This window comes from Lactococcus nasutitermitis (assembly GCF_018403765.1).
Taxonomy (GTDB): domain Bacteria; phylum Bacillota; class Bacilli; order Lactobacillales; family Streptococcaceae; genus Lactococcus; species Lactococcus nasutitermitis.
Genome location: NZ_BOVQ01000005.1, coordinates 110,140 through 123,607, shown reverse-complemented (window position 1 = coordinate 123,607; position 13,468 = coordinate 110,140). Strand labels below are relative to the sequence as shown.

23 protein-coding genes are annotated in these 13,468 nt (G+C 35.5%); all 23 read right to left on the bottom strand.

The genetic code is table 11. The features are described from left to right. Positions 1-26: 26 nt before the first annotated feature. Positions 27-1,763 (bottom strand): terminase TerL endonuclease subunit, encoded by a 1,737-nt coding sequence (locus tag KJS36_RS06485; protein WP_213535870.1) that lies wholly within the window; start codon positions 1,761-1,763, stop codon positions 27-29. Continuing rightward, complete coding sequence (locus KJS36_RS06480) at positions 1,760-2,356, bottom strand: helix-turn-helix domain-containing protein (protein ID WP_213535869.1); 597 nt, start codon at positions 2,354-2,356, stop codon at positions 1,760-1,762. Before KJS36_RS06480 ends, KJS36_RS06485 begins: the two co-directional genes overlap by 4 nt. A 141-nt stretch (positions 2,357-2,497) precedes the next feature. Then, positions 2,498-2,815, bottom strand: a complete 318-nt coding sequence (locus KJS36_RS06475; RefSeq protein WP_213536157.1) for an HNH endonuclease — start codon at positions 2,813-2,815, stop codon at positions 2,498-2,500. Positions 2,816-2,864: 49 nt separating this feature from the next. After that, complete coding sequence (locus tag KJS36_RS06470; RefSeq protein WP_213535868.1) at positions 2,865-3,203, bottom strand: hypothetical protein; 339 nt, start codon at positions 3,201-3,203, stop codon at positions 2,865-2,867. 247 nt (positions 3,204-3,450) lie between these two features. Continuing rightward, a complete protein-coding gene (locus KJS36_RS06465; protein ID WP_213535867.1) occupies positions 3,451-3,603 on the bottom strand; it encodes a hypothetical protein in 153 nt (50 codons plus the stop codon). A 93-nt stretch (positions 3,604-3,696) separates the two neighbouring features. Continuing rightward, entirely contained in the window at positions 3,697-4,113 is a 417-nt protein-coding gene (locus KJS36_RS06460; protein WP_213535866.1) for a hypothetical protein, read from the bottom strand. After that, entirely contained in the window at positions 4,106-4,354 is a 249-nt protein-coding gene (locus KJS36_RS06455; RefSeq protein ID WP_213535865.1) for a hypothetical protein, read from the bottom strand. The genes KJS36_RS06460 and KJS36_RS06455 overlap by 8 nt, the downstream gene beginning before the upstream one ends. Positions 4,355-4,357: 3 nt before the next feature. Beyond that, on the bottom strand, positions 4,358-4,624 hold the full coding sequence (locus KJS36_RS06450) for a hypothetical protein (RefSeq protein WP_213535864.1): 267 nt from the start codon (positions 4,622-4,624) through the stop codon (positions 4,358-4,360). Beyond that, a complete protein-coding gene (locus KJS36_RS06445; RefSeq protein ID WP_213535863.1) occupies positions 4,617-4,880 on the bottom strand; it encodes a hypothetical protein in 264 nt (87 codons plus the stop codon). The genes KJS36_RS06450 and KJS36_RS06445 overlap by 8 nt, the downstream gene beginning before the upstream one ends. A gap of 134 nt (positions 4,881-5,014) precedes the next feature. After that, positions 5,015-5,284, bottom strand: a complete 270-nt coding sequence (locus KJS36_RS06440; protein WP_213535861.1) for a hypothetical protein — start codon at positions 5,282-5,284, stop codon at positions 5,015-5,017. A 39-nt stretch (positions 5,285-5,323) separates the two neighbouring features. Further along, positions 5,324-5,491, bottom strand: a complete 168-nt coding sequence (locus KJS36_RS06435; RefSeq protein ID WP_213535859.1) for a hypothetical protein — start codon at positions 5,489-5,491, stop codon at positions 5,324-5,326. Continuing rightward, complete coding sequence (locus tag KJS36_RS06430; RefSeq protein WP_213535858.1) at positions 5,484-5,987, bottom strand: DUF1642 domain-containing protein; 504 nt, start codon at positions 5,985-5,987, stop codon at positions 5,484-5,486. Before KJS36_RS06430 ends, KJS36_RS06435 begins: the two co-directional genes overlap by 8 nt. A gap of 103 nt (positions 5,988-6,090) precedes the next feature. Continuing rightward, positions 6,091-6,258, bottom strand: coding sequence for a hypothetical protein (locus KJS36_RS06425; RefSeq protein ID WP_213535856.1), 168 nt, complete (start codon positions 6,256-6,258; stop codon positions 6,091-6,093). Then, the gene (locus tag KJS36_RS06420; RefSeq protein ID WP_213535854.1) at positions 6,236-6,562 is read right to left on the bottom strand and encodes a VRR-NUC domain-containing protein; all 327 of its coding nucleotides are present in this window, start codon (positions 6,560-6,562) and stop codon (positions 6,236-6,238) included. The genes KJS36_RS06425 and KJS36_RS06420 overlap by 23 nt, the downstream gene beginning before the upstream one ends. 229 nt (positions 6,563-6,791) lie before the next feature. Next, on the bottom strand, positions 6,792-8,246 hold the full coding sequence (locus tag KJS36_RS06415) for a DNA primase family protein (RefSeq protein WP_213535852.1): 1,455 nt from the start codon (positions 8,244-8,246) through the stop codon (positions 6,792-6,794). After that, complete coding sequence (locus tag KJS36_RS06410) at positions 8,221-9,015, bottom strand: bifunctional DNA primase/polymerase (RefSeq protein ID WP_244842776.1); 795 nt, start codon at positions 9,013-9,015, stop codon at positions 8,221-8,223. The genes KJS36_RS06415 and KJS36_RS06410 overlap by 26 nt, the downstream gene beginning before the upstream one ends. Positions 9,016-9,029: 14 nt before the next feature. Continuing rightward, positions 9,030-9,482 (bottom strand): DUF669 domain-containing protein, encoded by a 453-nt coding sequence (locus tag KJS36_RS06405; protein ID WP_213535850.1) that lies wholly within the window; start codon positions 9,480-9,482, stop codon positions 9,030-9,032. A gap of 17 nt (positions 9,483-9,499) precedes the next feature. Beyond that, positions 9,500-10,846, bottom strand: a complete 1,347-nt coding sequence (locus KJS36_RS06400) for a DEAD/DEAH box helicase (protein WP_213535849.1) — start codon at positions 10,844-10,846, stop codon at positions 9,500-9,502. After that, positions 10,833-11,552 carry an AAA family ATPase gene (locus KJS36_RS06395; RefSeq protein ID WP_213535848.1) on the bottom strand — a complete coding sequence of 240 codons (720 nt, stop codon included), beginning with the start codon at positions 11,550-11,552 and terminating at the stop codon, positions 10,833-10,835. Before KJS36_RS06395 ends, KJS36_RS06400 begins: the two co-directional genes overlap by 14 nt. Further along, positions 11,549-12,088, bottom strand: a complete 540-nt coding sequence (locus KJS36_RS06390) for a siphovirus Gp157 family protein (protein WP_213535847.1) — start codon at positions 12,086-12,088, stop codon at positions 11,549-11,551. Before KJS36_RS06390 ends, KJS36_RS06395 begins: the two co-directional genes overlap by 4 nt. Before the next feature lie 56 nt (positions 12,089-12,144). Then, positions 12,145-12,405, bottom strand: coding sequence for a hypothetical protein (locus KJS36_RS06385; RefSeq protein ID WP_213535846.1), 261 nt, complete (start codon positions 12,403-12,405; stop codon positions 12,145-12,147). Then, positions 12,402-12,701, bottom strand: coding sequence for a hypothetical protein (locus KJS36_RS06380; RefSeq protein ID WP_213535844.1), 300 nt, complete (start codon positions 12,699-12,701; stop codon positions 12,402-12,404). The genes KJS36_RS06385 and KJS36_RS06380 overlap by 4 nt, the downstream gene beginning before the upstream one ends. Before the next feature lie 11 nt (positions 12,702-12,712). Beyond that, positions 12,713-13,465, bottom strand: coding sequence for a Rha family transcriptional regulator (locus KJS36_RS10830; protein ID WP_244842774.1), 753 nt, complete (start codon positions 13,463-13,465; stop codon positions 12,713-12,715). Positions 13,466-13,468: the final 3 nt, after the last annotated feature.

Sequence of the window (13,468 nt, the reverse complement as noted above, 5' to 3'; positions counted from 1 at the left end):
GCTCAAAAAACGGGCATTTTTTCTCTTTATTCATAAAACCAAGCATTATTATCATAAAAATCAGTCAGCTCTTCATTGTTTAATTCATCCGCTTTATACATGGCAGCTTCAAAAGCCTTAAATCCGTCTGTTTTTCGGCGTGTTTCTTCTTTCTTGACATATTCTACATTGCCATCACTTTTAAGCCGTCTGAGGACATTTTGAGTGTACCAGCGCATCATATCATTATTCCCAAAGATAACTTTTTGATTGGCAAAGGCATCTTCAATACGAGGGGCCAAGAGCGCATCAATGGCTCTAAAATTTCGAATCACTTCGACACGATAACCTAAAGGGGCTTCAAACTTATCATTCCACGAGACTTCAAAGCCTTCCGCTTCAAAAAGTGGCTTAATAATATCCATCCGGAAATTATCCCCACATATTGTTTGAAAATCATAGCCTTCTTCATCACGCATTCTCACAAACCAATCCACAACGTGTTGAGGGTTCATACTTGGCTCATCAAGAACCGTCAATAATCCCTCTTTCTCCCATTTCTTAATGGGTGCAAATTGTCGTTTCCCATTGATAGCTTCTTTTGGCTTAGAATAACCATAAAAGGCATCCACAAAACCTTTTCTCACAAAACTATGACTTTTAAAAATATAATTGCCATCAATTTTGAATAATGCGCCAACAGCAATAAAGTCACGAATAGAAGCAAAGTCAAAACCTCCTGTTGCAATGCGACCGTGTAAGTCTGGAAAGTCTCGTTTTGTCGCAACAAGTTCCTCGTGAGTGGCCACACTTCTTTCTGTGTCTGTCACAGGATAGTTCATCCGTTTAGTCATAAACTCATCACGACCGCTTGGGTTATCTTCTAAATCTTCATAGTCTTCGCTCACCGTTTCAAATAGCCCTTGGGCGTACTCTGTCATAGGCGCAGAAAACATCGGGTTTGCCAATTCCCACTTTGTTTTATCATCTACTTGGCTCACGTCATCCAATTTACAAATAAAAGGGAAGAGTGCATTCCACTTGGCTTCCCCTTTCAATACGCGCTTGGCCAACTCTTTCATTTGGTCAATAAAGCCATCACGAACATATCCATCCGTCCCGATATAAAACTCTCGCGGGTTAGGACGTTTTCCAAGTCCAGAAATATGGACTTTCACATCTTTGTTGCTTTCATATTGATGGATTTCGTCAAAAATAACCGCCCCATCGCGCAGTCCATCTTTTGTATTGCCATTTGAGGTACGAAACTTAAATAGAGATTTGGTTTGAATATTTTTAATTTCAGATTTTCTAGGCTTTCCAAAAAGTTTTTCCAGTTCTTCATGGCTTTCTATTGTGTCATAAATTTCATCAAAACTTGTTTTCGCCTGGTCCTCGCTATTTGCGACAATAGAAATATTATACTTACTAATACCATGCATGGGTGTTGTTAAGTAGCTTCCAATTCCTGAAAGTAGTCCATTCTTCCCATTCCCACGAGCAATCATAATCAAGATTTTTCTATAAACATTTCTTTTATTTTCTTTGAAATAGAGAAAAACAAAACTAATAATGAACTTTTGAAAATCATCAAGTGCAAAAAACCATTTTTCGATGTAGCCAATACAACTCTCAATTTGTTTCATATCAAAATAAATCTCGCCTGATGCAACTCGTGGTTCTACTTCACGCTTAATATAGTTGACAAGTTCAATCCGCTCCTGGTTAAAGCTGATTTTGCCTGCAGCGTAGCTTTCAATATAATCCTTGACATGAGCAATCATGTAAATTCACTCCAATCTTTGTCAGATTGAGCAGCGTTTTCCTTTTGCATTTGTCGCTTACTTTCAAACCATTCATCCAGTTTTATTAAAGCAGCATTCACTCGTACTTGTTCAGCAATGGCTGGATTTGTTTTTTTAGCAACGCTATCTCCTGAAACAAATTCAACAACAACCCCTTCTTTTTCAATTTCTTCTCCCAACTGCTCAAAAGTTGCCGAAAGTCCACAATAGCGATTGACCTTTTCTAATTCAGAAGCTGATTGTTTATCAATCAATGAAAGCAATTCTTGAAAAAGAAAATTATCTACTTTATCGTTTTCAGTTTGCGTATTTTTTTCAGCACCGTTTTCAGATATTTCATCCATAATATGCAAATAAACGTGAATATCTGTTACAATTTCTTGCAAATCTACATTCAAAGCTTCTGCAATATACAACCACATTTTTTTATTTTTAGGATTCCGTTTACCGTTGGCATATAAGGAAAGTTGACTATTATTTACTTTAATTTCTTTTTCTTCCAGTAACTTTTTTAAGTCTGAAAAACTCATTTTCCTGTCATCTAAAATCTTCTTTAATTGATTAGCTACCATTTTCAGCTCCTTTCATAAAAATGAGGTATATTTTTGGTCAGTTGACCCCAACCGGTCTGGAGTAAATCCAGAAAAATAGGCACTTTTTTCGGGTGGGGGGTCTATTTTTTATTTTTTTATAAGAAAATCCGAACAGTCAAATTAAAATTCAAAACATTCATCATCAAATTTCTTTTCTTTGCTTCGATGATGCCGTTTATTATGGCAATCATGACACAAGGTTCTCAGATTAGATAACTGTAAAGCAAACTCTGGATAGTCTTCCAGCTCCTTGATATGGTCCACCTCTAGTGTTGCACGTAGTGCTGTTGTCACTCGTCCTTCTGCCTTACACCATTGACACTCATAGTTATCTCGTACCAGCGCTTGCTTACGCACACATCGCCATGCACTTGAACAGTAGAATGTATGTCTTGCTTTTCTTGTGGCAACATCTATTACTTGTTTCTTTTTATCCATAACTTTAGCGTACACAAAAACCCGTTGATAAAACGGGTTGTTTTCATTATTATTGAAAAGGTTTAGCCAACAGTCCGTCACAATAAACCGCAGTAAATTCTTTCGTCGCTCGCCTTAAATATCTACGTACAACAGATTCATCATAGTATTCTTCAAGCGAAATCTTAATAATGCTTTGACCTTTGAGAAAGTATTTGATAAATACATCTCTATCTGCTTCTCGTGTGATTTCATTTAAAGCCACTTGCACTTCTTTAGAACGCCGTGCGTTTGCGCTTTGTCTCAATAAGATACGAAGCATTGAGCGGATGATGCGCCAATCCTTTGTTGTAATATCTTCTGTTCCATAAGTACTCTCAAATAAATCAGACTGCCTGCTCTTTCCCATTCCTGCTCCCAACTATGTTATAATAGATATACCAATAATCCTTATAACAGTCAGCGAGAGCTGGCTTTTTGGTTTAATCAATTAAATACTTTAAAGCACAAAGCAACAATAAATGTTGCGTTAATAATAAGATTAAATATAACGTTACTTGCCGTGATAGGCTTTGTATGTTCTCCAATTAGTATAATTCGTGCTAATGTACTCATAATCATCAACACAATATAGCCAATAATGATAATGTCTAAAATCATTTCTTTCTTCCTACAACTTTCTTTTTAAATTTTTTCTTCTTAGAGACACCATAAAGGTAAATACGTTTGTAGCCTACAATTTTTTCAGAGACTATATATTCAGCGTTTGTTCCATAAGCTTTAATAGTTTCGATTATCGGTTTTATCATCTACTCTCCTAATCCATATGCTCGTCAAGCCATTTGTCTGTCTCGTTCATTCATTTAATCTCTCCTCTTCCCCAATTTTCCATTTTCTGAACATTATTCCACCACCTCCACTAAATCCGCGTTAATCAAGTAAAGATAAATTAAATTACGATGCAAACAACCAAGTAGGGCATCGTTATTTGGAAACATAAATTTATAAAGTTCCCCAGCTTCATCAATGATTTCTGTGATTGCGTCCATATAAGCACCAACATCACTATATGAGCGAATGTAATCACTGTCATAACATTCTTCAACTAATTCATCCAGTTCCTCCGCAATATTCTTCGGAATTTGCAATTTTGGCTGTTCCCGTTCCGTCTGTTTAGCTCTCATTTGGTAAGAGCTAAAATACGGAGATTGCTTGATATTTACTGCGTAGCCTTGTTTAACAAGTTTTTTCCCATCTTTCAACAAATCATCTAAATCTCTTGTTTGTCGATATATTTCTTCTTTTTCTGTCTCAATCATCAATCAAATCCTCCACATCGTTTGGAAAGTTTGTCTCAAAATAAACCGTAGGAGTGCTGGCTATCCATGTAAACACCCCTTCACATTCTGGACATTCTTCTTCATTATCATCGTCAAACATAAATTCTTCTGTTCCGTCAAATTCAATTTTATATCCACAATATGGACAACGTGGACCATCCGCGGTATAAAAATCAAGGTCTGTACTGCTTTTCATTACGATTTTTCTTTTTGGGGTCATTTTCTAATCCTCTGTTAGGTCCTCCACGGCGCAGTTGAGGGCTTTGGCAATATCTTCTAACTTTTGTGCTGCGCCCCAATTATTAGAGTGGGTTCCTTCTTCTAGTTGATAAATCCACCGATACCATGTTGAAAAGGCACTGTCAGATATATATACTCTTGGAGCAGGAGTATTTTTAGAAGTAGCCAATACATAAACAATTGTATGTGCCAACTCTCCAACCGTCAGCCCCTTTTCTTCTCGCTTAATTTGTAGTTTCGTTTTAATCAATTTCAATTACTCCTGTCTTATGGATTTTAATGTCTTTCTCGTCATCAAAGAATTTCACGAATTTTTCATAACGTTCTAAAAGTTCTGTGTCATCAGCATAAAAATACCAATCATCTGTATATCTCTTCATTTCTTCAAAATCATACCAAGTAACCCACACATAACCCTCATGATAACCGAAATTATCATTATGTTCGTAATGAATGAGATATTGATTTGTTTTATCGTCATGAATATAAAATGTTTTATTTTCCATTTATGAAACTCTCTATCATATCTGTTTTTACTGGACTCCAGCCCCAGCCATTTTGACCTGCTCACGAGTGTAAAGGTCTCTACCTGCAATATCAGAATAACGATAAATTCTAATCGGCTCAATTCCGTGTATGCTCATAGTCCTAGCTCCTCCTGTATGTCTTCAATAGCACCTTTCCACCCACTATCAAATCCAGCGTCAAAGTCATCGAATGATTTTCCTTCGTCTTCTGGTTCTGGTTCTTCGTACGGCGCCATTTCGCCAAATAATTCGTTCAGGTCATCAAGTCTTACCATTTCTACCTCTTCCGACTTATACTTTACGTTTTTAATAAAATCACTCCAACTTTCAAACTCGTCCTGTATCCTTTCTGAAACTGATACTTTATAAATTTTAATCGTCATTTCTTTTCTCCTAACATCTTGATTTTCTCGTGAAAATCGTCATAAAAAATCATGCGACAATCTGTTTAATACTTCCAACATACCTCCTATTCTTACTTCTTCGATTAACGAATTAAGCGTGTGTGGATTCTTTTTTACTTGTTCTAAATCATACGAAAACCGTTTTCGTTGGCGTTCAATCCAATCAGATAAATTTTTTTCACTCATCTTTAACCTCCACCGCAAACTCCAAGTAGCGCTCGTCAATCGCTTTGATTTCTGCTTCTGTGTAGCCAGCTTCAATCACACTTGCGTATCCAAGAGAAGACTTTAGATTGCTTGCATAGTCATTAAATGTTCCAATTCTTGGAAATTGAAGCTCATATTTCTTCTCTTTCACCTCATAACCAATTACTTTAGCAAGTGCAAACTCATTTGGAAACTTTTCCCGCCAGTTGAGAGATTTTTCTACGTTTTTTGAATCAAGTTCAAAATGTTCAATTTCAAATAACTCTTGGATGTCACAGTCATCGTTTTCTTCCAGAAATTCTGCCACAAATTGCGGAACAACTGGCAAATCAATAACTAACTGTTCAGATTTCAACCGCTTATTTTCTTCTTCCAGCGTATCCATGTAATCCTCTGCTTGTTCAATGTACTGCTCAAGTTGTTTTTTCGTTCCCAAAACTCTTAACAGCTCTGGGCGTTTTAGTTTTTCTGTCATTTATTCTCCTCAAAATTAAAGGGCTATCGGTGCTGTACCTACACTAGGGCTTCATTACCATACCGACTGTATTAAGTTCTTTGCTACAACACCCTAGTGATTATTATTTTTTCTTAAAACTTTGCATCATTGCAGCAATGGCAATAATCTCGGACAATTCTTCTTTGTTTAAATCCAATAAACTTATAAAGACCCTTTGCCAATGTATTGAGAATCTGCCACTTTTACATATTAATTCTGCTAATTCATCAGCTTCCGTGTTTTTTTCCATTTATAATCTCCATTGCATCTTCAACGCTCCGTGCAATTCCTGCAAGTGCGCCATTTTTTCGCATTGTTTCTAAAAATAATTTTTGCTCTGGTCTCACTCGACCTTTATTGTTTTTTACTTCAATGTAAAATACTTGACCGTCTGGGCGAAAACCATACAAGTCCGCATGACCTTTTGGTAATCCTGTATCAAACCAACGACCGTCAATCGTTTGTACTTTCCCGACATTACTACGAAATATTTTATTTCCAGCTTGCGATACTGCAAGCATTATTTCTGATTGGACTTGATGTTCTGACTTCATAAGTTTAGTACGGTAACTACGGTAACAGTTTTATTCCTTTTATTTAAAGGGGTGTTACCTTGTTACTGTTGTTACCGCCATTTCATACTCCTTTTTATTTATATATTTATTCTTTTTATTTACTATTTCTTATATTCAATAGAAACAAGAGTAACAAGTAATAAGAATATAGATAAATAAAGGGTTTGTTAGTGTTACCATTCTTTTTTAGCACGGTAACAAACGGTAACTACGGTAACAGTTTTACAAAACATTTAGATGTTTTTTCTTTATCTTCATTATCCCAACGGAAACCAATATAATAATTTGGAATATCTTCATTTGGCATAAAATCTTTTGGTCTTACTGTTTTCTTTTCCCATTCATTAGATACATGTTTAGGGACTTCTAATTCAAACTGTCTTTTAGCTAAAGATGTATAACCCGAATCTCTACACCACTCTTGATAGAGCCACCATAAGAAACGAACAGGCAGCACACTTGATTTAAATTGAGGAAACCACTCATTGACAAATTCAATAATTGAGTTGTTCTTTTCTTTGAATTCCTGCATCATCACTTTTGTTGCTTGCGGTTCATCAAATCGTTCAAAGTTTAATTCAATAGCTTTTTTTAAAACGTATTGAAGGACTTCTTCACGGAAAATGTAATCATCTTTAATTGCCCAGTTGTCGTCTTTAGCAGAAAATGTTTTTCTAAAAGGAATAATTAAGAAACGCCGATAGGTTCCGTTTGTTTTATTTCTGACTTTAGGCAATCCATTTGTAGATTGAATGACCGTCTTTTTATAAAACGAAACATAAGGTTGCTTTCCTTTTTCTTCGACAAATACAGGCTCACCAGTGACTACACTATTAAAATTTGAACTGTCATCAATATATAATCCAGCTTGAACATCGTCACCAATAATCACAGTCTTACCTTCAATCATTGAGAGGGTGAAGCGTTCAGAAAACTGATTGATTTTCAAACTTGCTACATTTTGCAATCCAACTAAATTACTGATTAATTGTTGTAAAGTTCCTTTACCATCATTTCCTTCACCGACAAACCAGATAGACTTACGATAAGAGTAGTTACCATTTAAACTTGCTGAGATGACTTGCCATAATAATTTAACAAGGTCTTCATCTCCACTCATTAAATCAAGTAACCAATCGTCCACATTCCAACCATTGATATTAGGTGCTTCGATTTCTTCGATATATTCCGTTTCAATCGTTGAAGTGAAAACATATCGGTTAGAAAACGACTCTAATTTTTTTATTTTCTTATTATAGATGCCATTTTTCACAGGTACTAAATCACGACTTGCTGTACTTTCAACTTCTTTCGCCATATTTTTAAGATGAAAGATGACTTGATTTGACTTTGCTTCCGAAAAACTAGGCTCAAGCCAGAAAATTACATTATGAAAGAAATCTGCTCGTGTTTCATAAATTCCCTTGTCAATGTTATAAACAGACAAACGATCGTTAACTTTTACAATTGTCATGTGTTCTTGCATTTTTGTCGCAACAACGAGTGGAGGAACACTTTTGGCTTTATCGTTATCTTCAAGATAAAACTCTCTAAATCTTTTGAAATTATTTCTCAGATCTCTGAGACTTGTAATTTCATTGGTAGGAAAGCTAACAATTTTCTTTGATTCATTATATTCAGCCTTCATCGCTTCGAATTCCATTTCTTCGCCTCATCTCCTTCCTAAACATACTTTCAAAAGTCCTTTCAAACTCTTTATCTTCCAATGGATCACTTGTGGCAAAATTAGCTTGTTTAGCTAATTGATAAACCACATCAAAATCCACATTTCTTAAAAACAAGCCTCCTATAAATCGAGCTAAAGCATCATTTCTGCCACCACTATCTCCTAAACCATGAACAATCGTTTCAAATAATTGGGAAGTTTTGCTGCTCCCACTTGTTGTAAATCCCGAAAAATCATAATGTGTATAGTTATCACGATTTTTCATGATTTCTCGAATCAGTTCTTTAGGTGCAGTAATAATTGGCAACTGATTATCCCATTTGTACTGTCCTTTTCTGGTAACGCTAGGTGGAATCACAACATAATTGTTTTCGTGGGCCTTGATGTCAACTCCTTTTAGAAATCCAATGCGTTGAGTCACGGCCATATCTTCACGTTTCAAGAAAAAGTATTGTTTCCCGCCACTCGCCGTTGTTTGTGATAATGTAGGCTTCCACCATTCTTCATCTAACAGCGGTTGAATGTATTCATAGCCGTTTATATCATTATGAACATCAACGTCTACCACAACGAATTTATCGCACTTCATGGCTAAATTTGCTGTAGGGTTTTGTTTCCAAAAAGCTTTGATTTCATCCTCTGTCAGTGGCTCACGATCCGCAAATTCTATCATTGGCTTTTTATCACGAGAAACTGGAAGTATTGATATCCCAAGTTTCTTATAACGCAAGGCTGTCTCAAGCATTATATTTTCCATAGTTAGAAAGGCAAATCGTCATCATCAATTTCTGGAGCACTTTGAGCGGCAAGCATACTGGTTTCCATTTTTTTAACATTCAAGTTTTCGTAAGTCTTACCGTTAGATTCGCTTGTTTCATTTTTGACTGTAACTTTTAAAGCTTTTCCTTCAAGCATGCCAAGATAGTCGTCTAGGCTCTTAAATTTTGTACCATTTGGAATTCCAGCTTGTTTAGCAAGATTCATAATAGAGCCTTGAGGATATTTCCCATCTTCTTTCTTCTGCCAAATTTTATGGAAAATAACACTATTTTTATGATGTTGGTCAAAATCAGTACGAATACGAAGCGGAATATCAAGATAATCAGCTCCATTTGGAGTTGTTTTTTCCATAGAGTGTTCAATAGTTACTTCATAAACACCATCTACAATATTCCCAAATTCTGATGCTTTATCATAATCAATTTCAAACATTTTTTATTACCATGTGGCTAAAGCCACCCTCTCAATTTTTGTTGTTGGAAAACCCAACCATTTTTATAATTATGTTGATTTTTAAATTCAACGAGTTCATCAACACTTTCACACATATCAGGACTGATATAGGTGGACACTCGTGTTTTTAATTTTTGAACTTTTGCTTCTATTATTTCTTGAAGTTCAATTTCTTTAATATTTTCAAGCTCTCGCTCAGTTAATCCAGGCTCATGACCACAGTATGGACAAACCCGTGTATTTGAACTATCAAAACATCCGAAACATATTTCACATTGTTTGATAGTTAGCTCTCCTTTTGTATTATACTCGGAACGCTTTTTTGAAATACCGCTGAGCATCCATTCTCTATCCTCATTAGGTAAGCCATGTCTTGTATAATTTCCAACGTGGTCAATCAGAATCGCTGTTTTACCAGTTTTAGGATTCAATGGTCTCATTGCAAATTGTAAGAATAAACTGAGTGACTGAGTTGGTCTTAACATAATGCAAGTCGTCACATCGGGTAAATCAACTCCTTCAGTAAATAATTCAACGTTAATCAGAACTAATATGTCACCAGCTCTAAATTTATTCATGATAGCTACACGTTCAGATTTCGGAGTTTTACCATGAACCACTTCTGCAGTTATTCCAGCTTGATTAAATTCCTCTGAAATATGTTGTGCAGTTGCTACATTGTGAGCGTAACAGATGGCCTGCTTATCTTTGGATAGTTTATTGTAGTGAGCAATAACATCTCCATAAATCGCTCTTTTAAAAGCTTCATCCATTGACTTTTGTGTAAAATCACCACTTGTTTTTTTAAGCTGTGAAGTATCAATGATATTTGGTGCATAGTATTTGAACGGGGCAATATTCCCGTGTTCTTGCAGCCACTTGATAGACTTTCCTGTTATTAAATCATCAGCCATATCTTCAAAACCTTGACCATTCAAACGAATAGGCGTTCCAGTAAAGAATAACTTTAATGCATTAGGGAAAGCTTCCAGTATTTTTTTATAACTATTAGCTTTGATATGATGCGCTTCATCTACCAGAATGATTTCAGGTGGTGGAAGTTCATCAATTTTCCTAACTAATGACTGAACACTTCCAATCGTGACATATTCCATATTTACCTGATTTAACTCAAAAGTTTTAACAACTTGGTCATTAATTTCTTTTCGATGACTAAAGAATAAAACATGATTTTTCTTATCAGTAGCCCCTTTGGAAATATCAGCCATCACAACTGTTTTTCCAGAACGTGGTGGACTTTGTACAATGATTGAGCGATTACCTTTTAAGAATGAGCTTTTAATTGATTCAACTAATTCTTCTTGATAATCACGTAGTTTCATCTGGCGTTTCACCTCCGAAGTTAAATAAATCTTCAATCTTACAAGCTGTTCTATCATCTAGTCGATTCTTGGCATAAGTTCTCTCACTACCTTCAAGAATTAAACCTCGTGAACCTGTTTTTGAATTGACGATGATTCGACCAACTAAATCTGTCAGGCCTAGCAATTGGTTTAAAACGGAAGTTCTTATTTGTGGAACATACTGTGTAATGATTTGACCAGTTTCTAAATTCAACTCATGCGTATCTTCCCAAGCTGTCACATAGATATTGATTGGCTTGCTATAAATCGCTGTTAGTATTCTTAAAAAGTAGTTAGTCCATTGAGAATAATGTTGCAATTCGTTACTAATACCATTTTTTGATTTTCGGCCTTGTTCAATGAACCAATCAGACTGTAGGCTTGAGATATTATCAATTACTAAGTTGTCGTATTGATTTAAGACTTCATCAATTTCTTTCAAAAAGATATTAATATCTTCAGATGGATGCTCCCTATCAAATGAGATTCTTCCTTCATCATCAATGGTTCTTACATCAACATTTGGAATTCCTTCAAGAACCTTGTGAGAATTATCCATAGATAAGACAATGGTATTCCCTTTTAAATGTTTGATTTGTGAAGTTTTACCAAGTCCTGCTTTTCCATAAATTAAGATTCGCCAGTTATTGGTTCGACTCAAGTCAGTCGCTTTAGTTATTTTCATTTGTCCACCGCTTTCTTAGCTGTTTCAGAAAAAGTCACACCCTGCAATCCGATACTTTTCATTTTTTCAATATGAGCATAGTCAAATTCATCAGTTCCTTCAATTTTCATTAAATTCTTAATTTTAGTTAGGTTTGGCTTGACCACGATTGAGCAAAGTTCTTCAGGGACTTCTTCAATGTTATCAACAACAACCCGCTGTGATTTATTGACTTTAAAAGTGTTAACTACACCAGATATTTTTGAAATACTCATACTTTCCATTGCTTCACCAATATGGTCAAGCAGTAAATAAGCTCGCTTTTCCAATAGCTGCGCTTCAGCCTGTAATTGTTTAGCTACTTCACGTTTTGCTTTAGCTTTGGCCATAATATTTTTAATTACATAGCCTGTGTTTTCTGCTTTGATTTCAAATTCATCAGTAATAGAATCTAAAGTATCTTTCAGCATCTCAAAGTTTTCATTTTCTGGGTCAGATTCCATTTGGTCCTGCAAGAACTCATAATTTGATTTGAGTTCAAATATTGTATTATTCATAATGTCTCCTTTATGCTATAATAGAGGTAGAATTTTTAGGAAAATTTTCTACCAGCTCACATTACCGTGTGAGCTTTTTTTATTTCTCCGATAAACGGCGAACTGTTGAACCATTCACTCAGAGACTGCTCTTTTGCGTATTGAACGATGGCTTCACTCGGTTGCGCTCGTGGTTGATTGTGGCCATCTCTTGCACGCTGACGAGCATTTTGTAAATCACTAAGCATTTGTGCCTTGGTGTTTTTTTCGCGCTCTAATCGGTCATAATCAGCGATTTTGAACGCGTCTGTTAAGCTGACTAACTTTAGTTTTCTCATTTTGATTTTCCTTTCCGCTGTAATTGTAAGTTTCGTGGATCATTGATAATTTTGATTACCAACTCCTTTGACCATTTATAACTTTTGCGAGTAATACCACTACCACAAATAGATTTTGCAGGTTCAAGCATTTTTTCATAAAATCCAAAAGTTACATCATCAATTTTTCCAAGCATTTTTTTAAGCATTGAATAGTTTAAAAGTTCGGGATACTGTTCAGTATTTGCATCTTGTACCGTTTCAAGAACCGTTGCCCGAACGGTATCTCTCAACTGTTCAATCATTTCTTCAAACATAAAGTTCCTTTCTATGCGACATCTTCATGTTCAACTAAAGGCAAGATGTTTTCTTTTTTCAAAGTTTCATAAATGAATAACATTCCTTTTTGGGTCCATTTTGTATGAGGATGTAAATGCGCAGCATCATCAGGCGCAAAATTAGTTTTTGTATAACCAGATTCCGCATATTTTTGATAAAGTAGCCAAACTTTCCCTTGCTTAAATTGAATTTTCAATTCATGAAGTAATTCGTTTAGCCATTGCGCAGATTTACCATATTGTTTAGCAATAATTGTCACAGATACTAAATCTTTTGTTTGCAATACCCAATCATAATAACTAGCTTTTGGTTGAAGTTCTGCGATTTGCTGCTTTTGTACTGAGCTTTCAAGTTGAAGCGATTCAATCTGTTCTTGTTGGACAAGGGCAAGTTGTAAGGCCTCTTTCATTGTCTGAGGTGCTTGAATTCCAACGGTTAATGTTTGTTCCATTTTATTAAAGGCTTCAATATACTTGATTTTGAAATCCAAAGCTTTCTTTCCGTTAAATCCCATAGCTAATAATGTGAACCCATCTCGTGTCATTACATACATCCGATATTCTTTCCCACGATTCTTATAAGTTGTTTCAGCAAAGAATTTGGCGGCGGATTTTTCCGCCACGAGATTGTCAATAATTTCAAGTACATCTTTATGTTGCTTATCAAAGCTATCTGCAACTTTTTTACTTGAAGCTAAAGCCTGACCGTTTTCTGTAAATACTAATTCTTGTTTTTCTGACATACT